Source organism: Bosea sp. OAE506 (assembly GCF_040546595.1).
Lineage (GTDB): Bacteria > Pseudomonadota > Alphaproteobacteria > Rhizobiales > Beijerinckiaceae > Allobosea.
Genome location: NZ_JBEPOB010000001.1, coordinates 127,745 through 147,822 on the forward strand (window position 1 = coordinate 127,745; position 20,078 = coordinate 147,822).

The 20,078-nt window shown below is 61.2% G+C and carries 15 protein-coding genes and 2 pseudogenes; 11 read left to right on the top strand and 6 right to left on the bottom strand.

The window, feature by feature from the left end; translation table 11 throughout:
- The first annotated feature begins 465 nt into the window (after positions 1–465).
- The 5 genes from ABIE41_RS00690 to ABIE41_RS00710 all read left to right on the top strand — a co-directional run bounded on the left by ABIE41_RS00690 (position 466) and on the right by ABIE41_RS00710 (position 7,678).
- Entirely contained in the window at positions 466–933 is a 468-nt protein-coding gene (locus ABIE41_RS00690; protein WP_192645161.1) for an HlyD family secretion protein, read from the top strand.
- A complete protein-coding gene (locus tag ABIE41_RS00695; protein WP_192645160.1) occupies positions 912–1,670 on the top strand; it encodes an HlyD family secretion protein in 759 nt (252 codons plus the stop codon). Before ABIE41_RS00690 ends, ABIE41_RS00695 begins: the two co-directional genes overlap by 22 nt.
- Entirely contained in the window at positions 1,670–3,637 is a 1,968-nt protein-coding gene (locus ABIE41_RS00700; protein WP_354191510.1) for a glycosyltransferase, read from the top strand. Before ABIE41_RS00695 ends, ABIE41_RS00700 begins: the two co-directional genes overlap by 1 nt.
- Before the next feature lie 151 nt (positions 3,638–3,788).
- On the top strand, positions 3,789–4,742 hold the full coding sequence (locus ABIE41_RS00705) for a cache domain-containing protein (RefSeq protein ID WP_354191512.1): 954 nt from the start codon (positions 3,789–3,791) through the stop codon (positions 4,740–4,742).
- A 317-nt stretch (positions 4,743–5,059) separates the two neighbouring features.
- The gene (locus ABIE41_RS00710) at positions 5,060–7,678 is read left to right on the top strand and encodes a GAF domain-containing protein (RefSeq protein ID WP_354191514.1); all 2,619 of its coding nucleotides are present in this window, start codon (positions 5,060–5,062) and stop codon (positions 7,676–7,678) included.
- 228 nt (positions 7,679–7,906) lie between these two features.
- On the opposite strand, the gene ABIE41_RS00715 is transcribed toward ABIE41_RS00710, so the two are convergent.
- Entirely contained in the window at positions 7,907–8,440 is a 534-nt protein-coding gene (locus ABIE41_RS00715; RefSeq protein ID WP_210320945.1) for a LysR substrate-binding domain-containing protein, read from the bottom strand.
- Here ABIE41_RS00715 and ABIE41_RS00720 point away from each other — a divergent pair.
- Both ABIE41_RS00720 and ABIE41_RS00725 read left to right on the top strand, forming a co-directional pair.
- A pseudogene (locus ABIE41_RS00720) lies at positions 8,428–9,613 on the top strand (IS3 family transposase). The gene ABIE41_RS00715 and the pseudogene ABIE41_RS00720 overlap by 13 nt on opposite strands.
- A 711-nt stretch (positions 9,614–10,324) precedes the next feature.
- On the top strand, positions 10,325–10,777 hold the full coding sequence (locus ABIE41_RS00725) for a Ros/MucR family transcriptional regulator (RefSeq protein WP_192642949.1): 453 nt from the start codon (positions 10,325–10,327) through the stop codon (positions 10,775–10,777).
- Positions 10,778–11,840: 1,063 nt separating this feature from the next.
- Here the strand turns inward: ABIE41_RS00725 and ABIE41_RS00730 are convergent.
- Together ABIE41_RS00730 and ABIE41_RS00735 are read right to left on the bottom strand one after the other, a co-directional pair.
- Positions 11,841–12,807, bottom strand: a pseudogene (locus tag ABIE41_RS00730) (IS481 family transposase).
- Between the two features lie 22 nt (positions 12,808–12,829).
- Positions 12,830–13,063: a helix-turn-helix domain-containing protein gene (locus tag ABIE41_RS00735; protein ID WP_354191517.1), complete on the bottom strand. Its 234-nt coding sequence runs from the start codon at positions 13,061–13,063 to the stop codon at positions 12,830–12,832.
- 236 nt (positions 13,064–13,299) lie between these two features.
- Between ABIE41_RS00735 and tnpA the strand changes: the two genes are divergently transcribed.
- The 4 genes from tnpA (at position 13,300) to ABIE41_RS00755 (ending at position 16,373) form a co-directional block, all read left to right on the top strand.
- Positions 13,300–13,719, top strand: coding sequence for an IS66-like element accessory protein TnpA (gene tnpA, locus ABIE41_RS00740; protein WP_192642951.1), 420 nt, complete (start codon positions 13,300–13,302; stop codon positions 13,717–13,719).
- Positions 13,716–14,063: an IS66 family insertion sequence element accessory protein TnpB gene (gene tnpB, locus ABIE41_RS00745; RefSeq protein WP_192642952.1), complete on the top strand. Its 348-nt coding sequence runs from the start codon at positions 13,716–13,718 to the stop codon at positions 14,061–14,063. The genes tnpA and tnpB overlap by 4 nt, the downstream gene beginning before the upstream one ends.
- Positions 14,064–14,163: 100 nt before the next feature.
- Positions 14,164–15,744: an IS66 family transposase gene (gene tnpC, locus ABIE41_RS00750; RefSeq protein WP_192642953.1), complete on the top strand. Its 1,581-nt coding sequence runs from the start codon at positions 14,164–14,166 to the stop codon at positions 15,742–15,744.
- Complete coding sequence (locus ABIE41_RS00755) at positions 15,741–16,373, top strand: plasmid pRiA4b ORF-3 family protein (protein WP_192642954.1); 633 nt, start codon at positions 15,741–15,743, stop codon at positions 16,371–16,373. Before tnpC ends, ABIE41_RS00755 begins: the two co-directional genes overlap by 4 nt.
- Here the strand turns inward: ABIE41_RS00755 and ABIE41_RS00760 are convergent.
- The 3 genes from ABIE41_RS00760 to ABIE41_RS00770 form a co-directional block, all read right to left on the bottom strand.
- Positions 16,362–16,667 carry a cyclic nucleotide-binding domain-containing protein gene (locus ABIE41_RS00760; protein WP_192642955.1) on the bottom strand — a complete coding sequence of 102 codons (306 nt, stop codon included), beginning with the start codon at positions 16,665–16,667 and terminating at the stop codon, positions 16,362–16,364. The two genes, ABIE41_RS00755 and ABIE41_RS00760, sit on opposite strands and share 12 nt — an antisense overlap.
- A 189-nt stretch (positions 16,668–16,856) precedes the next feature.
- The gene (locus tag ABIE41_RS00765; protein ID WP_192642956.1) at positions 16,857–17,120 is read right to left on the bottom strand and encodes a DUF6894 family protein; all 264 of its coding nucleotides are present in this window, start codon (positions 17,118–17,120) and stop codon (positions 16,857–16,859) included.
- Between the two features lie 692 nt (positions 17,121–17,812).
- The gene (locus ABIE41_RS00770) at positions 17,813–19,879 is read right to left on the bottom strand and encodes a caspase family protein (protein WP_192642957.1); all 2,067 of its coding nucleotides are present in this window, start codon (positions 19,877–19,879) and stop codon (positions 17,813–17,815) included.
- Positions 19,880–20,078 lie beyond the last annotated feature (199 nt).

A 20,078-nucleotide genomic window follows, 5' to 3' on the forward strand; every position in this document is an offset into this window, starting at 1 on the left:
CCGGCTTGCTGACGGTTCTAGCCTGCAGTTCCGACAGTGCAGCGAGAAGGTAAAGGAGTGCGACAGGGATCTTGCGGGTAGGCGCCTTGATCCCAATCAGGGGTTCGAGGCGGCTGGATCAAGGACTGCCGGGGCCGTTACGAGTGCGGCAGCCTCGCCGGTGAGGCATCATTGTATCACCAGTGCCTGCATCCCTTATCATGCTCATGCCGCTGGCAACCGTCTGTCGCTCCGCGCACAGGCAGCGGCACCGTGCCAGTTTCTTTTGTACCAACCTCTTCGCGAGCAGCTGTCCACCGAGCGGGCAACCCATACTTGGCTAGCTCGGCCGTTCTGAAGCAATTTTGGGCGCCGGGCGCGCCACCACGCAAATGCAACTTTTTCATGCGGCGATGAAGGACGGTTTTATTGTAGCGGCTTGTTTACGAATTCGCGAGACGCTGCACGCTAATCGGATTGGTGGGTATGAAGATTTTCCGTCTCGTTGCCGGCTTGGTGCTCTTGATCGGCGGGCTTTACGTTTTGGTTGGGGAGCATTTCGCCGGAACGTCTGCTGACGCCACTGTCAATGCACGCATCACGGTAGTCCGCGCGCCGATCGAAGGGGTGGTATCCCTCGCGGTGCGCAGCATCGGAGCGCGCGTCAAGGCGGGTGAGCTCATCGCTGATGTTGTTGATGACCGGTTTGATACGGCACGCCTCATCGACTTGGAGCGTCAGCTCGACGGCCAGCGGTTGGACGGCAAGCGGGCCTCTGCTCAGAAGCTTGCGCTCACGCAGGCGCGTGATGGCTTTGCGTCGCAGCTAGCGAGCTACCAGAAAGGGCGTGTTGGCCAGATCGAGGCCCGGCTGGCAGAGGCTCGGGCGCCCAAGATGCTTCAGCCGCAAGGCTGCGCGAAGCGGAAGGGACGTTGCGTCGAGCCAACGAGCTGAATGATCGCGGCGTTCAGACTGCCGCCAATCTCGAAAGGTCGCGCGCAGCCTCGGATGTTGCCCAACAGGAGCTGGAGAGCGCTAGGCAGCGGACGAACTATCTGGTGACCGAGCTGGCTGCAGCGCGCACCGGCGTTTTTATCGGCGATTCCTACAACGACGCTCCGTTCTCCTCCCAGCGAGTCCGCGAGCTTGATCTGCGTCTGGCGGAGCTGGACGCGGAGCAGACACAACACGAGGCGCGGATTGCTCAGCTGGAACGGCAGATCGGGGCTGAACGCGTGAGGGTCAACCGGCTGACATCGGCGTCTCTGACAACGCGGGTCTCCGGTATGGCGTGGGATTTTCTGATCGACGATGGCGAGTATGCCCGACGGGGGCAGGATCTGGTTCGCCTCGTCGACTGTGGCACGTTGATCGTCACCGCCGGCGTTACGGAAGCCTTGTATGACAGCTTGTCGATTGGCTTTCCCGTCCAGTTCCGTCTCTTCGGCGACGATCGCGTCTTTGACGGCACGGTCACCCGGCTCGGAGGCTCCGGCGCATCAAGCCTCTATACCAATCTAGCTGTGGGTCCGAGCGCCGAGCATCTACAGCGGTTCGATGTGACAGTCAGCGTGCCAGCACTGGCCGGGCAAAGTGACCTGAGCTGCGCGATAGGTCGCACCGGGCGCGTCATTTTCAGCGCAGGACCGATCGCCGCCATGCGCCGCTTCCTTACGCGCTACGGGATTTGATGCTGGCGCTCTCGCCCTTTGTGTCGGCTTTCGCGGGGACCGCTGTCGTAATCGGACTGCGCCTGCTGCTGCTGCCGTTGCTAGATCCGCGACGATGGTATTGGCGCGCCCTGCTGTTAGGCGGCGCGATGGCGCTGGCCTGGCGCTACATGATCTGGCGCCTGACCGAGACTACGGCTCCCTTGGCATGGACGTGGGATGCCGTCTTCAGCTGGGGCTTCGCGATCCTCGAGGCCCTGACGGTGGTCTCCTCGTCGGTTGCCTTTTTCATCTTGGCTCGGGTCAAGGACCGAAAGGATGAGGCGCGGCGGAACGAGCGTTGGTGGCAGCCCGGCGCGCCACCCCGCGTGGACATATTCATCGCCACTTACAATGAGCAGCTGGAGGTGCTGGAGCGGACGATCATTGGCGCCAAAGCCTCAGCTTTCCCCGCTAAAGTCTTCGTTCTCGACGACGGCCGGAGGCCTTGGCTGGCCGAGGCCTGCCAGCGCTTTGGTGTCGGGTACTTCACCCGGCCGGACAATGCTCATGCCAAAGCCGGAAACATCAACTATGCCTTGCGCGCGCGCGCGGCCGACCCCGATGCGCCGGAATTCGTCGCTGTCCTCGACGCTGACTTCGTTCCTCATGTCGATTTCATCGACCGCACGCTCGCCCTGTTTCATGATGCCTCGGTCGGCCTAGTGCAGACGCCACAGCACTTCTTCAATCCCGACCCCATTCAGCACAACCTTGGCATCAGTTCGGCATATCCCGATGAGCAGCGCCACTTCTTCGATAATGTCGAGCCGTCACGCGACGCCTGGGGTATCGCGATTTGCTGTGGCACCTCGTCGATGGTTAGAACCGCGGCTGTCGAGGCGATCGGAGGTTTGCCGACGGAGAGTGTCACTGAAGACTTTTTGCTGACGCTGCGGCTGGCCGAGAACGGTTGGAAGACCGTCTATTTGAATGAGGCGCTGACAGAGGGCCTCGCCCCAGAGGGATTGCAGGAATACATCGTCCAGCGCGGCCGCTGGTGTCTGGGCATGATGCAAATCGTCCGGAACGTCTACAGCCCGCTTGGCCAGCACGGGCTGTCGTTTCTGCACCGACTGAGCATCTTCGACTCGCTGCTGTACTGGAACACGACCTTTTCATTTCGTCTGGCCGGTATCGTTTGTCCACTGCTGTATTGGTGGTGCGGCGTGACAGTTGTGAATGCGTCTCTCGTCGACATCATCATCTACTACTGCCCCTATTATATTGCGGTGATGGCGGTCTTGAATTGGCTCTCAAAGGGCTTGTTCATTCCGGTTGTGAACGATGTTGGGCAGTTGGTGGCCGCATGGCCGATCACGCGTGCTGCAGCGACAGGCCTGCTAACAAAAGGTCCGCACAAGTTTTCTGTCACAGCCAAAGGCGGAGACCGGACCAAGATCGTCGTGCAATGGCCGTTGATGTGGCCCTTCCTGGTTTTGTTCGCGCTGACGATCGGCGGGCTGCTGGTCAACCTGCATTCGGACTTCGTCTTTAACAACGCAGGCACAGCCGGCGATGGCATGGTCGTTGTCATGTTCTGGACGATCTACAATCTGTTCGTCCTTTTGGTCGTGATCGCCGCTTGTATTGAGCGACCTCGCCTCAATCAGCCTCAACGGCAGTCGCTTCAGCGTGTCGTGGTCGAGAGGTCAGGAGAGGAACTTCGCGGCTGGCTCATCAATTTCGGGACGGACCATGCACAGGTCAGTGGCTTGGCCAAACTTGCGCCGGGACAGAACGTATGGCTTCGGCTGCCAATCATCGGGTCGATTGCAGCGTCGGTTCGGGAGCCAACACGCGACGGATATCAGCTGAGTCTTGCGCCCAGCGAAGAGCAGCGGAGCCTCATCATCGCCAAGCTCCACACCGCATCGCAAACGCCAGGCACGGACAAAGGCGACATCAGCCTGATGATCCGCGAGCTGGCGCGGGCCCTCACTCGCTAAGGAGACAGCAACATGGCAGCCGAGCGTGCAAAACGCATCAGTCTTCGGACCTGGTTGATCGTCGGGGGCGCACTACTGATGCTGATCCCCGCTGTCACTGCCGGCAGCTTTTACACCGGCCGCCCTGCAGAAACGAGCCGAGGAGCTGCTAGTGGACAAGCTCACCGGGCGCGGCGAACTGAGTGCCAATCTGCTAGCACGCCGCCTCCACCAGCTCTGGCTGCAAGTCGACGCTTTTTCTCGGTCGGCCGATCTGGCGCAACTCGATAAGGTGCGTGGGCAGATCAACTTCATTGGTGATCTGGACCAGCGTTACTCCTGGATCGGTGTCACCAATGTCGACGGCAGGGTCCTGGCGTCAACGCGCGGCATGCTGGAAGGCGCGAGTGTAGCCCAGCGGCCTTGGTTCCGGCGAGGCCTGACCGGGCCGACGGCGGTTGATGTTCACGAGGCTCAGCTGCTGGCGCAACTCCTGCCTCAGCAATCTGAGCCCCCCCGGTTCATCGATCTCGCCGCCCCCATTCGACAGGCAGACGGTGCCACTCTTGGCGTACTAGGAGCCCACCTCGATTGGCGCTGGGTGGTGGCCAACCTCGCCAGCATGCAGGCCCCGGGGATCGACGTTTTGCTCTTGTCACGCGAGCGCACCGTGCTCTATGGCCCAGCGGACCTGATCAACAAGCCTCTGGCGGTGGGCTCGGCTCTCTCTGCGAACCGGGCCACATCGATCGTGCTCGACGAGCGCTGGCCGGACGGCAAAGACTACATCACCGTGGTCATTCCTGCGGTGGGTCACGACAATCTGCCAAGCTTCGGGTGGTCTCTGCTCATCCGGCAAGAGACGGGTAGTGCGCTCGGGCCGACGCGCGAGCTGGTGCGGACCTTCTGGAGTATGTTGGGGGCAGGCGCGTTGGTCGCCCTGGCATTGCTCATCCTGGGCGCGCAATGGGTCACCACTCCGCTACGCCGATTAGCTTCCTCGGCGGAGTTAATCGTCATTGACGCCGACGCCCCCGCTCCTCACGTCGAGACCCGCTACGATGAGGCGGCGCGCTTATCCGACGCCTTGGTCAAGCTTCAGAACGTCGGCCGAAGACCCTCGTGACCCCGGCAAAGACCTATTGTCGGCGCATTGTGATCTTGCGCCAACCGCTGCCGCACGCCTGATGTGTGAAAGCAGACAGTGCAAACGTCGTTACCTTTGTCCGCGACGGCTCTCCTACAGACTTGGCCTTCCGGGCCCGCAAAATCAGCTCAGGCCCAGCGGCAGCGCCCGTCAGTGCGGGCTGTAGGTCAAATGCCATAGCTCGCGTTGGTTGGGGTCACTATGATGCGACTCAGGATCAAACAAGGCTCTCGTTTTCGCGCCGCGCACCATCGCTTGCAGAAGGCTCGACGAAGATGGCTAGGGAAAATAGTCGAATGACAATGTTCGGGCGGGAAGCGAAAACAGGAAACTCAGAACCGCTTGATCCTCTTCCTCTTGGCCGCTCGTTCCTCGGCGTCACTGAATTTGCTCCGTCTGCAACCATCGTCGTCCGAGGTCCTGATCAAGTCGTGGAGTGCGTCAATTCCCGACACAGACAGCTCTTCAACAGCACCGATTGGCTCGGAAGTCCGCTGCGTGACGTTTCCCCTTCGTCGCAATCCACCGTGACGGACACGATCAACGCTGTGATGACTTCCGGCGTGGTCACCGAATCTACAGATGTCGAAACGGTTATTGAAGCGGACGACACCCAGGCGGTGCGCTACCTACGCTTCGTATGCGGGCCGATGAATGACGATCCCGATCGCCCTCCCGCCGTCATCTGCCAGGGGTTCGATGTCACTGCATCTCATCACGCGGAGCTGCGACGCGCAGTCCTGGCCGCGCTGGGAGAAAAGATGCGCGAGGTTGAAGACGCGGATGAGCTGGCTTTCGCAGCGGCAGAGATTTTGGGCAAGGCGCTCCATGTTGGCCGCGCCGGCTATGGCACCATCGACGTGGCGCGGGAGACGATCCACATCGAAAGAGACTGGACGATGCCGGGAGTCGTTAGTTTAGCAGGGACGCTCCGTTTCCGGGACTATGGCAGTTACATCGACGACCTGAAGATGGGCCGGACCGTCGTGTTCGATGATGCGCAGTGTGACCCCAGAACGGTCGACAATGCAGACGCTCTCGAGGCAATCCAAGCGCGGTCCGTCGTCAATATGCCGGTCACGGAACTGGGTGGTTTCGTCGCGCTATTATACTTGAATCATTTTGAAGCGCGGCACTGGACGAAAAACGAACTAGCACTGATCGGTGAAGTCGCGGCCCTGACCCGGAACGCGGTCGCGCGACGGCGTGCGGAGGAGGCCGTGCGCTGCAACGAAGCAAGACTTCGATTTCTCGACGCGCTTGGCAAGGCAACTGCGGCGAGCACGCAGGCCGAGGAAATCATGGCCGAGACGACACGCGCCCTTGGTGAGCACCTCAATGTCTCTGTCTGCGCCTATGCGGACATGGACGAAGATCAAAACGGTTTTACCATTCGCGGGGATTGGAGTGCAGCAGTCTCGCCCAGCATCGTGGGCCATTACAAGCTCGCAGACTTTGGCAAACTTGCCGTCGCCAACCTTGGCGCCGGGCAGCCTTTGGTCCTGCACGACATTCGGGCAGAGTTAGAGCCGGCCGAAGCGGCGACATTCCTGAACATTGGCCTTGCCGCCACCATTTGCATGCCGCTGGTCAAGCGCGGCCTGCTAACCGCCTTGATGGCCATTCACAATGCGAGGCCACGGCGGTGGACCGACGACGATCTTGCCTTGTTGACCGAAGTCACGGAACGTTGCTGGGCTCACATCGAGCGCGTCCGTTCCGAGGCGTCCGTTCGTGAGGGAGAGAAGCGTTTCAGGGAAGAGCTGGAGGCGAAGGTCGCTGAGCGGACGCAGGCACTGCAGCAAGTCCAGAAAATGGAGGCGGTTGGGAACCTCACGGGGGGCATCGCCCACGATTTCAACAATCTTCTGATGGCGGTGATCGGTAGCCTGGAGCTGCTCCGCAAACGGATGCCTGCGGATCAGGCTCTCCTGAGACTTCTGGATAATGCGATGGAAGGGGCTAAGCGAGGCAGCTCATTAACTCAGAGAATGCTCGCCTTCGCGCGTCGGCAAGAGCTGAGGACCGAGCGAACGGATGCGGTCAAACTGGTTCAGGGCATGCAGGACTTAATCCAGCGTTCTCTCGGGCCAATGGTCAATCTTCGGGTCCGCCTCCCAAAGAGCCTCCCGGCTATCGAGGTGGACGGCAACCAACTAGAGGCAGCTCTTCTGAATCTGGCGGTGAATGCTCGCGATGCGATGCCGGACGGCGGGACAATCATTATCGAAGCGAAGCAAGTCCAAGATCGAGAAAGCGGTCAACAACGCGTCTGCCTGTCGGTCAGCGACGATGGCGAAGGGATGGACGAAGGAACGCTTGCACGCGCGACCGAACCATTCTTCACGACCAAAGGCGTCGGCAAAGGCACCGGTCTTGGACTGTCTATGGTCTACGGATTCGCGGAGCAATCCGGTGGTCGCTTCTCGTTGACAAGCGAGGTAGGCCGGGGAACGACCGCGGAGATCATTCTGCCCATCTCAGAAAGCGGCAGCGATGTTGTCCCGGTTTTGCCGACGGACGAGCATAAGCAAGTCGGACTTGAAGGTCGTCGGCTTACGATCTTGGCCGTGGATGATGATGCGCTGGTCTTGATGAACACAGGCGACCTCCTGGAAGACCTCGGTCATGACGTGGTTCTCGCTCACTCGGGAAGGGAAGCGCTTGATCAGCTCTCGCAGCGGCGGTTCGACCTCGTCATCACCGACCATGCGATGCCGCAGATGACCGGTGCCCAATTGATTTCGGAGATCGAGGCTCGCTCACCGGAGCTGCCAGTCATCCTGGCAACCGGCTACGCCGAATTGCCGTCAGGGTTAGAGATGCGCGACGTATTCCGGCTGTCTAAACCGTTCGCACAGCAGGACTTGGTCCGGGCGATCGCGGCGGTGGTCACCAACGCCGCGATCAATTAGTACAAATGCTGACACGTGAAGGAGGCGCTCCTCAGTGAGCTTTCTCTGGGGATAGAGCCAGGCTGGCGGCGAGACGCCTCCTTGTCGAGGTCATTAAGCAACGAGCCAAGCTTTGCATCGCTTGCACTGCAGGGCTGCCGGAGACCAGACACTGCCTGACGGATCTCGTTTTGATAGTTTCTGATCCCGAGCTGAACGGCAACACCGATGTTGAGCCACAGGACGACATCAAGCGGGTGACTGAATGCGACCGAGAGCTGCGACCGAATGAGTACGATCAGAACGCGCCGCGATCAGTTGATCGACATTCTCCAGAAACATCTTCAGGACCGGCGACGGGTTGTCGGCCTGGTAGCCAGCGGCGATCTCGATGACGGGAGCGTTGCCAATGAGAGGTCGGCTGATAAGCGAAGCGGGCAGCAGCCGCTCGACATAGGCCGGCAGCAGCGTGACGCCGCCAGTTGAGGCGACCAGCGAGATGCCGGTTGCGAAGCTGTCGAGGAAGCGGGTGGGTGAGACCGCGATGTTGCGCTCGCTTAGATAGCGCCCGACAATGCCGCGCAGGACATGCGGAGTGTCCGTGTAGCCGATGAACTGCTGTGGGTCGATCTCGCGCGGATCGATCTCGCTACGCCCTGCCAGAGGATGGTCGACCGGCAGGATCACCACAATGGGCTCGTAGCCGATGACCTGCCACTGAGTTTTTCCTCCACGCGGAGTTAGAGTCCGGCCCTGATGAGGACGGACTGATGAAGCGAGCAAGATTCACGGAAGAGCAGATCATTGCGGTGCTGAAGGAGCACGAGGCCGGGGCGAAGACCGCCGACCTCGCCCGCAAGCACGGCGTCTCGGAGGCGACCATTTACAATTGGAAGGCCAAGTTCGGCGGCATGGATGTCTCCGAGGCCAAGCGGCTGAAGCAACTCGAAGACGAGAACGCCAAGCTGAAGAAGCTCCTGGCCGAGCAGATGCTGGATGCGGCAGCGATGCGGGAGCTCCTTTCAAAAAAATGGTAGGGCCCGCCGTGCAGCGCGACGCCGTCGCGCATCTGCAGGCCGTAATGGGCCTGTCGGAACGTCGGGCCTGCAGTATCGTCGGAGCGGACCGGAAGATGGTCCGCTACCAATCCCGCCGCCCGCCGGATGCGGAGCTTCGCACCCGGTTGCGGGAGCTTGCCAATGAGCGACGCCGGTTTGGCTATCGACGGCTATTCATCCTGCTCAGGCGGGAGGGCGAACCGTCGGGCATCAACCGCATCCATCGGCTCTATCGCGAAGAGGGCCTATCCGTGCGCAAGCGGAGAGCCCGCCGCAAGGCCGTAGGAGCACGGGCGCCGATCCTGGTAGAGGTGAAGCCGAATGCGCGCTGGTCGACCGACTTCGTCCACGACCAATTCGCCAACGGCCGACGCTTCCGGATAATAACATCGTCGACGACGTCACCAAGCAGTTCCTGGGCGCGATCCCGGACACCTCGATCTCGGGCCGGCGCGTGGCGCGTGAGCTGACGGCGATCATCGAACGGCACGGCAAGCCGGGCATGATCGTCAGCGATCACGGCACGGAGTTCACCTGCAACGCAATGCTCGCCTGGTGCCGCGACAACGGCGTGGACTGGCACTTCATCGCGCCGGGCAAGCCCATGCAGAACGGCTTCGTGGAGAGCTTCAACGGCCGCATGCGCGACGAGCTTCTCAACGAGACACTGTTTTTCGATCTTGATGACGCCCGCGCCAAGATCGCGGCATGGATCGCTGACTTCAACACCGCGCGCCCACACTCGGCGCTCGGATACCTCACGCCAGCGGCCTATGCCGCCAACTTCACCGCAACGGACGATCGGCTGCGCAACCCCGACCAGCTCCGCCGATCGCCCGTTGCTAGCCCGACGCCACACGGCGTAAAACCGGCTGAGGCTCTAATCGCCGCTGGATGACAAACCAGTGGCAGGTCAGCCTGAATTGCAGCCCCTCATCCGTAAAGCATGCCCGCGGCCTTCCCATAGGGAGGTGATGCGCTCGCGAGTGACGGTCCTGACAACGACGGTACGCAACCGTTTGTTTAACTTTTGAGGTCTGGTCTGGTAAATCATCCCACCCTACCTATCGGACTCAGGCTTTGCCATGATGCGTGCGCCAATAGTCCTTGCTGTTATGACAACCGCCTCACTCGTGACGGCATCGACGTTCGTGTATGCTGGCGATCCGTTGGCATCATGCGTCTCCGCGCATGATGAGCTACCCCATCGCATCAGGGTCAGCATGTGTCGGTGCCTAACCGAAAAGGCTGAATCACTCCGTGGCTGGATAGAATGGATGTTTGTTGCGCGGGTTATTCGTCAAGCGAGCGACCTCAATATCTGCACGTCAGCCGCGCTCAGCAATTCAGCGACGTTGCCGCCGGTTCAGGAGCGCAAGGATGATATCGAAATCAGTCGAGCGGCTGGGGATGTTAAAGAGTCGCTAAGGCTTTCGCCGTCTTGGCTGATCCCCAGGCCGCGCGACCCGCTGCGCCGTCTACCAGCCGACATTGCCAGCCCATAAAGCTTCTATCTGGCGGCATTCGATGATATCGCACACCCGTGCTGCGCGACAATAATTGGCCAGTTAAGTAGCGAAGCGGTTTTATAGGCGGCAGGAGGTATGTTTTGGTTCAGCCCATCGATAACCTGATCAAGATATCCGCCGAGGTTGTGGCGGCCTATGTCGGCAACAATAGCGTTACGCCTGCAGACGTCCCGGACATCATCAACAGCGTCTATGCGGCGCTGAAAAAGCTGGTCTCAGGTCCGGAGATGCTGCCCGCGACAACCCTCGTACCGGCGGTCCCAATCCGTAAATCAGTGACGCCCGAGGCAATTATCTGCCTTGAGAACGGAAAACGGTACAAGTCGCTGAAGCGACATCTACGCACCGCCTACGGCCTTACGCCCGATCAGTATCGCGCGAAATGGAATCTGCCTCCCGACTATCCCATGGTAGCGCCTGCACATGCGAAAGTGCGATCCGACGTGGCGATGTCAGTGTGGCAGGAGCGAAAGTCGAGCAAGCTTACAAGCAAGGCAAGCGGTTCGCTAAATCGCAGGCCTAGCCAGCCTTAGCGTCGCCAACCCGCTGTGGCATCGCCCACTGGGTCAGTCGTCGCGAAGGCGTAGGCTCAGTTGACTTGGGGCACACGACGCGCCGGCATGGGAGCGAGCTATCGTTACCTTTCAATCACGTGCCACCTCAGCCGGTGGAACGGGACGCTCGTGTATGGCGTTGGCTTCCATCATGAGGAGCCGTTCAATGACGCAGGTTTTCGCTTCACTGATGTTTGCGGGTTGTGTGGCGACGCTTGCCGTCGTTGGACTGCCAAAGGGGCATGAAGAGCGAGATTGTCACGGCGCTCGTCGCGGCTCGATAGTCGAAATTACCACCTGCCCGACCATGCCGGAGCAAGTTCGAGTAGAGCCTCTGGGCTAGAATGCTCGCATGCCGGCAGGCTGAGATGTACGTGCCTGGTAGTAGTCCGCAATTTGCGATGCTGGGAAACAGCGAAATCAGATCGAGAAACCGCTCGCAGGGTCAACATGCCTTTTTTGTTATGCAGGCATTCGTTCACCACCGTTGCTGCCGGCCTATTGAAAAGTTAGTGCCGTGCAGATGTTCAACGAAGGTCCAGATTTAATCCGAATATTGAGAGCGGCTCTAGCAATCCTGGGGCTCGCTATTCTTGCTAGCACACTTTTGCGCGGCGAGCCGCAGTGGTGGGAGTGGCGATGATCCAAACAAATGTTGTTGGTTGTCGAGATTATGAGGTACGGGAGCAATGGCTGACGACGAAGTTCAATGGGATTACGCGTTGTCAGGATTTCAGGTGGGTCTTGCCTCTGGGGTCGTTGCGGTCAGGCTAAATCTGCGGTGTCCAGAGGCAGAGGAAGGAGCACAAGTCATAGTCGCACTTTCGGCCGCAATGGCGGAGACGCTTTCCACTCACTTGCGGGAAGCAAGCGTGGCTGCCGCTTTGGGGCCGGTGCCAACGCCCGTCCGACAGTAGCGGGCACCACGCGGCCCCCCCTTATCGGGGGCATTTCATCAAACTGAGATAGGTGCCTTCAAATTCCGCTTCTGCAAGCAACCCTTCCCAATTCAGGATAACGACCGTTTTTCTCTCGTGTCTGACTAGGTGTGTGGTCCCGGAATGAGGTGGTGCGGGTCGATCTTGAAGATTGATCGGTCTTTGGTCCAGGCCTCACAGATGACCTGGTAGGGTGTTCGCCAGCGCAGAGCCTTCAGGTGCTTGGCGAAGTTGTAGGTGGCGACGAATGGTCAGAACATGGGCCTTCAGGCTTTGCAGGTCGTCGTAGTGGTAGACCTTGACCGTGGCGTCCTTGATCGTGCGGTTCATTCGCTCGGCCTGGCCGTTGGTCCAAGGATGGTAAGGCTTGGTAAGCCGGTGCTCGATGTCGTTGTCGGCGCAGACGCGGTCGAAGATATGACCGCCGGGAGAGCCGCCAGTTGGGCCATCTCGATACTTGGGTAGGTCGGCGAAGGCCATGCCATTGTCGGTGAGCACGGTGTGGATCTTGTAGGGGAAGACCTCGACTACGGTCCGAAGGAAGGCTGAGCCCGCCATCTTACCGGCTTTGTCGTGGAACTCGACATGGGTGAACTTCGAGACTCGATCGATGGCCAGGAACATGATCAGCTTGCCATCAGCGTGGCGTAACTCGCAGCTGTCGATGTGGACGTAGCCGATCACGTAGGTCTTGAACCGTTTGCGGTTCGCCTTGGTCTCGTCGATCGGCAGCCGGGAGATGCCATGGCGCTGGAGGCAGCGATGCAGCGCGCTACGGCTGAGGTTCGGGATGGTGTCCCTCAGGCAGCCGAGCACATCGTCCAGCGGCAGTAGCGTCTTCTGCCGGAACGCCACGATGACGGCCTCCTCCGCTGGCGTCAGCACCGTGCTCTTCGGCGACTTCGGCCCCATCGGTGCGTCGGACGTCGTGGTCCGTTTGCGCCACTTGCCCACCGTCTTGGGGTTCAAGCCGTAGCGAGCGGCAAGGGACCGGGTGCTTTCTTTCGACGCTTGGAACTCGGCTCGAAGACACGGCGTCGTGCGGGCGCTGCCGTGAAGAACGCTTGCCATAGGGCATCCTCCTCCTGACGATTCAGGATCGATGATGCACCATCACTCCTCGGGACTGCACACCTAGCTCTTTTGCACGGAGCCCCTTGATCGAGCGATTTACATGCACCAGCGAGAGACCCAAGACGTCAGACAGTTCCTCTTGTGTTAGTTCGAGATCAAAACGGTTTTCTTGAGCGACGCCTGCAAAGCGCATACGCAGGTACAGCTCGCAATAAAAATGGGCCAACCGAGCTGTTGCTGAAGTCTGGCCCATTACCGCCAGAGCAGCGCGCTGGGTAGCGTTGTCGACTGCGAGCGATAGCCATATCAACCTTGCCAGGTGTGGGGACGCTTCCAGAATGGTCTGAAGTTCGGAATGAGGAATGACCCCGATCTCAACGTCGGTAAGCGCTACAATATCGGTTCCGATCGTAACCGTCCGGTCTCGGCCGCCTTGCGCGGTGGGCGGTGTTTCCCGGACGGTGTGACCTTAAGTCTAGCTTTAAGGTCATGGCGATGGTTCGGGCGGAGGTTCTGGGCGCGATCGAGCGGCGGCGGCGCTGGCATTATGAGGACAAGGTCCGGATCGTCGAGGAGAGTTTCGCGGCTGGCATGACGGTGACGGATGTCGCGCGGCGCAACGGCGTCGCGGCAAGCCTGGTTTTCACATGGCGTCGACAGGCGAAGCTGGGTCAGTTGGGAGGGGGCAGCCCGGCGCCGCTTCTGCTGCCTGTCGAACTGGCTCCTGTCGTGACCGACGTCACGCCCACGCCGGTTGCCGAGGTCGCCGTCGCGGAGCCCGCGCGCCGGAGCCGTCGTTCGTCCGGCATGATCGAGATCGCGCTCGGCTCGGGCCGCAGGCTGCGGGTCGATCGCGATGTCGACGCGGACGCGCTTCGGCGGGTGCTCGACGTACTGGACCGGCGATGATCGCGATCCCCGCCGGGATGCGGGTCTATCTCGCCATGGGCCCCACCGATATGCGCAAGGGCTTCGACGGCCTGGCTGCGCTGGCGCAGGGGGCACTGGAGCAGGATCCGTTCTCCGGTCACCTGTTCGTCTTTCGTGGTCGCCGGGGCGATCTTCTGAAGGTGCTGTACTGGGATGGACAGGGCTTCTGCCTGTTCGCCAAGCGGCTGGAACGGGGTCGCTTCATCTGGCCAGCCACAACCGAAGGCGTGGTGCGGTTGACGCCGGCGCAGCTCTCAATGCTGCTGGAGGGGATCGACTGGCGCGCACCGATCCGAACCGATCGCCCCAGCCTCGCGCTGTGAAGCGAAGGGCTTCGAGCCGATTCAGGACTGTGATCCGCGGTCAAGATCGACCATGATTCAATGGCTTGGCAGCCGGCCTCGCGATAATCTCGAAAAGACCATGGCAAGCGCTTCCGCAGACCTTCCCGACGACGTCGCGACGCTTCAGGCGCTGCTGATCGCGGCGCGGGCTCAGAGCGCCGCCCATCTGCTCATGATCGAGAAGCTGAAGGCGCAACTGGCGAAGCTGCGCCGGATGCAGTTCGGGCAGTCGTCGGAGAAGCTCGACGCCGCCATCCTCCAGCTAGAGCTGGCGCTCGAGGATGTCGAGGAGGGCACGGCGGCGCGTACGGTTCTGGAGCGCGCGGTCATGCCGGCAGCTCCCGACGCCCGTCAGCATCCGGTTCGTCGTCCCTTGCCCGACCACCTGCCGCGCGAGGAGGTCATCCACTGGCCAGTGGGTATCGCCAGTGACGATCTCGGCTGTGGCTGCCTTGCTTGCGGCGGACAGTTGCGCCGGCTCGGCCAGGACGAGACCGAGGTGCTGGAGCGCGTCACCCTGTTCAAGGTAATCCGCCATATCCGCCCCAAGATCGTGTGCCGCCAGTGCGAAGCGATCGTGCAGGCGCCGATGCCCTCCCTTCCGATCGAGCGCGGGCGGCCGGGCCCTGGATTGCTCGCTCATGTGCTGGTGGCCAAGTATGCCGACCACCTGCCGCTCTACCGCCAGTCCGAGATCTATGCCCGCGAAGGCGTCGAGCTCGACCGCTCGACCCTGGCCGATTGGGTCGGATCGGCGGCGGCGCTGCTGACGCCCCTGGCCGAGGCGATCGGCAAGCATGCCATGGCCGGGCCCGCGCTCTACGCCGACGATACCCCCGTGCCGGTGCTCGCTCCCGGGTTCGGCAAGACCGCGACTGGGCGGCTTTGGGTGTATGTCCGCGACGAGCGCCCTCATGCCGGTGATGCAGCGCCCGCCGTCCTCTATCGCTATACCCCGGATCGCAAGGGCATCCGCCCGCAAGGCCATCTCCAGGGCTTTGCGGGATATCTCCACGCCGACGGATATGCGGGCTTCGACAAGCTATATGCCGACAGCCCCGGTAAGCGCACCGCGATCACCGAGGTCGCCTGCTGGGCCCATGTCTGGCGCAAGTTTTTCGATATCCACCAGTCCAACGCCTCGCCGGTCGCTGCCGAGGCCCTGCGCCGGATCGGAGAGCTCTACCAGGTCGAGGACGCCGTCCGCGGTCGCCCGCCCGACGAACGAAGACGATCGCGTCAGGAGCACGCCCTTCCACGGCTCGCCGATCTGCGAAGCTGGCTCGACGCGACGCTGTCCAAGCTGTCGGGCAAGAGCGAACTCGCCAAGGCGATCCGCTACGGCCTGTCGCGCTGGCCGGCTCTGACCCGCTATGCCGATCACGGCGGTCTGGAGATCGACAACAACGCCGCCGAACGCGCGATCCGGCCGCTCGCCATCGGCCGCAAGAACTGGCTCTTCGCCGGCTCCGACAGCGGCGGCGAACGCGCCGCCGTCATCTACACCCTGATCGAGACGGCCAAGCTCAACGGCCTTGATCCGCAGGCCTATCTCCGGGACGTCCTGGCTCGCATCGGCGAACATCCCATCAACCGGATCGGCGAACTCGTGCCTTGGAACTGGCAGACGCCACGAGAGGCCGTTATGCTGGCGGCATGATCTCGGCCGCTTCCCATGTCGATCGCATCGCCTGCATCAAAATCGTGCTCGATCATGTCGAGCCGGCCATCTGGCGGCGCGTCGAGGTTCCCTTGACGACGAGCCTGAGAGGCCTCCACGAGGTCATCCAGGCCGTCATGCTGTTCGAGAACTATCACCTCTTCGACTTCACGATCGAGATCGACGGCCAAAGCAGGCGCTACGGCATCCCCGACCCGGATGGGTGGATCAAGCTCAGCGACGCCAAGAACACCAAGCTCGGGCCGCTGACCAATCGCGGTCTGAAGCGCTTCGCCTACACCTACGACTTCGGCGACAACTGGGAGCACACGCTCACGATCGAGGCCACCGGTGACGCCGATCCCGGCCTCGACTACCCGCGCTTTGTCGACGGCGCCCGCCGCGCTCCGCCGGAAGACGTCGGCGGAATCCCCGGCTTCGAAGAGTTCGTCGAGGCCATGGCCAAGCCCAGACATCCCGAACGCAAACGCCTGATCGAATGGTACGGACGCGTCTTCGACCCAGAGGACATCGACCTTCCCACCATCAAGGCCAACATCGCAAAGCTGACCAGGCGTCGCGCCATCGGAAAAGCCGCCTTCGCCAAAAGCCGCCTATCAGAACGCTGAAAGGGCCGACACCGGACGGTTACTTCCGATCTGCTTAGAGAGATATGCGCCAATAGCGACTAGATCTCCGGGAAGACGCAGACCTGTCAGCTGACGCCTGCCGTTTTCCAGTTTGCGCTCATGGCAAGCGATGCCTGACAGCATGAGAAAGCACGCCTGCGGCCAACTACCGGCTTCGACGAACGTCTTACCTCGACTGACGGATTTTTGTGTGAATGAAAGGGACCGCAGCAATTGCAGGTTTTCCTCTGACAGCTCGTCTCGTAGCGACAGCGCTCGTATCAGGCGCTCCATGACCATATCCTCGTCACAAGCCCGTGGCGGAAAATGTTAAAGTGCCCCTTTCTGGCACCTGCACGGAGTAGGTTCTGGCTGACGCTATCGGGGTCAGCGGCGACCTAACAATGGCCGTATTGCGATCCGGTTCCAGCAGCGTATCGCTTATCAACGTCCATCGGCGTCTTGCGGACGACGTGAAACCCGCTAATCCGGCGGCCAAAGTGCGTCGATCAATCGTTCTGGGCCTGCGATTAACGTGAGAGACGCGACAAAGACAACAGCGCAGCCCGCGCGACGAACACGGATGTGAAACTTGTTCTTAGGCCCCGACGCGTTCGAAAAATAGGCCATCTCGCGTAGGCCCAGGAGTGCGTGCCGTTCGGCAGTCTGGTCGTTCGGGAGCTCGATGCCGACATCATCCAGGACCTGGAGAAGCTCATCATCAGAATCAAAAAAGTAGATCGGCATGCAGCCAGCTCCGCAGTTGCTGCCCCCGCTCTCGTCTTTAACTCGCGGACTGGCGCGAAGTTCTGGATGTCGCTCGCTCTGATACCTGAGCTCGACCGACGTTCAATTCCCTCAGAGTTGGTCGCTATGATGTCAAGCTTACTCCGGCCTCGGCGACGCCATGAAAAGGGGCCGCTTGAGCGGAAGGCTTCCGATAGGGCGCCCAGGTCAGCGTCTCCATCTTTGGGCCTCATAGTGAACCGCGCGCCGCTGGCGTCGTACAAACCTTTCGAACTGGATGCTTCCCGCGACCCGAGAGTCTTATATGCGTCCCTCGATAGATGTTTGGCTGTGGCTAGGAGTTTCGGGCATTGTTGCCCTCACGGCCGTTATCGTCTGGATGTATTTCCCAGAGCCGGGCTTGGCCATTCCCGCGCCGGCTGCCGTTCGGCCCTCGTAGGTCGCTTCCGTCATCCACTCCAGACCTCGGGTGTCATTGTATCACGTTCGCGCTTAGGAGCCTGTCGAATTTGGGAAGGCGTTCATATCGTCGACGGCGGATAACAGTTGCCGAGACACCAAAATCGGTGTCCATTAATGAGCGGCCTCGGCCGACGTGACGGGCGATGTGCGGGGGGCTCATCGAGCGGCTGATCCCCCCGGTACGAGCCGCGGGAGCCGAAAGGTTCCCCTGTCACGCTTCCCCCCGGTATTCAGAACCCAATGTTGAGTCCCATACGTACGGTATCGCCGCTCGTCTTCGCCCGCATGGTTGCATATTCATCGGTGAAGAACCCGGCGGTCTCGCCAATAACAAGCCGCTGCCTTCCCAGATCGTAGTGCAGATAATCGAGCCTTATCGAGACCATCGGGCCCACAGCATACTCAAGGCCGCCGCCGAGCGCCCAACCAGAGGCCATCTGCGGATTGGACCCAGCATATGTTGGGTTATTCGTTGGCACGGGAGTTATTGCGCCGCGCTGGCCGAAATAGCCATAGGCGTAACCGCCGGTGGCGAACACGAGCAGGTCGCCGAAGGCAACGCCGGCCCGTGCCCTCACTGTTCCTAGCGTAAATAACTCGGTCTGTGCCTGAGTTGTGACCTGTACGCCGAACGGATTGACCGTCGAGGCTTTGCGGCCCCCAGTATGCATGGCTGAAAAATCCGTCTCGGCGCCCAGCACCATCGGTCCCAATTGGTAGTTGAAGCCTATTTGCCCAGTGAAGACGGCGTTGTTGCCGGAAGGCGAAAGCCGCGACGCGACATTGCCGGCGTCGATTGAGGTTTGCACCTCATTTCCGGGCCCGACGCCTTGGATGCGCGTAGGCGAGCGCTGACTGGCCCCTCCAACCGCCCCGCCGACATAGAAACCCGTCCAGCGCGGCTTTCCCGGAACCAAGGCCGGTGGCAGTGGCTCGATGCCCTCGGGTGCCGCAGGAGCTGGGACTTGCACCTGCAGACGCGGCGGTGCGGCCTGAACAGGCACTATGCGAGCCGGATCCACTGAGCGCGGTGTGTAGTCCGCGCGGCGGGGGCGTGGTGCCGCAGCTGGGCAGACAGGACATATCGCAGCGGTTTGAACGCGACTGCGACTTGGGGCCGCCTGCGCAAGACGCAGTGCCTCAGCAACATGGGTAGAGCCAGGATAAAGCCGCGCGAACAGCCGAAAGGACTCTGCGTCCCCAGCCCGCACAGTTTCGGCCCACGCAGTTTCCTCTGTGCGCAGCGCGAGACCTCGGTGCAGTCGCAGCGCCCTCTCGTCGTCGGGATGCGCATCAAGCGTTGCCCGGTAGATGTCTCGACGGTCCCAAGCGATAGCCACGCGATAGGCGTCGGCGGGAGCCATCGAGCGAAGCGAAGCCGCTGTGGGGCGCACGGTGAGGGAGGGCATTTGCACGGTCGGCTGAGGAGTTTGGGGCCCCGGTACGCTGGAAGCTGCCGCCCGCTGGAAGAATGCGAAGTCAGAGATCAGCGAGGACGTCTCCCATGGGATCTGCTGCCCACCGGTGACGTCGTGAACGGATAGCCTTATGCGCCGGAAAAGTTGCTCGACTGGCAAACCGGGTTCTCGGATCTCGTGCAGGAACGCCGTGGTGAAGGGGCTGTTAGGGCCGGTGCCATCGGCCGCGGTAGCGCCCGGTGAGGTTGAAAAAGCAACGAAGGTGCCGCTGCCGGAATCGATACGTGCCAATCCTGCCTCGGATCGCACGCCTTCCTGCGCTCCGTCGACGAGCTGCAGTGCCAGTCCACGTGACAATTCCGCGGTGGCAAACGGGTTGTTGCGGCAGGCATCGAGCACGACAATCTTGGAGGCGGCATCCGTGCTGTCAAGGCGCCGAAGGATTTCGCTGAGCGAGAGCGCTTGGTTTGGAATGTCAGCGGAGCGCTGCGGTCGGACATCGATCGGAAGCAGGTAGTTCGTCCCGTCCAGCTGGACCGCATGGCCGGCGTAATAGACTAGAGCGGTGGTGCCGCGGCCTGCTTCGCTCACCCGATCAATAAAGCGATCGAGCGCGTTACGAAGGTCCGTCAAAGTCGCATCGCTGGCAGGCACCACTTCGAAGCCAGCTTCCTGCAGCACGGTGCGCGTCGCTGTTGCATCATTCAATGCATTCTGCAGTCGAGGGATGGTGCTGTAGGTGCCGTTGCCGATGACGAAGGCAAGGCGCTTGGGTGAGACGGCGGCCTGGGCCAGAGCCGCACCGCCCCCATACGCCATCAAGCTGCTGATTGCCGCCACCATAGTGAAGGCCGCGAGGCACCAAAACCGCATCCGCATACTGCCTCCGCCACATTCGTGATTTGCCCTGCAGTATCGATGGCTGGTCCTATGCCAGCGTCATCCAATTGACGGAGAGCGCAGACCGTTATCCTGGAGCGGTTGAATTGCAAGGCGCCTCGACCGCATATTTGATCGATTGAGCAATGCTGGCCTTTTCGTCCTCTTCACAGACATGGCTGCTGCTTCGCTTGTCCGA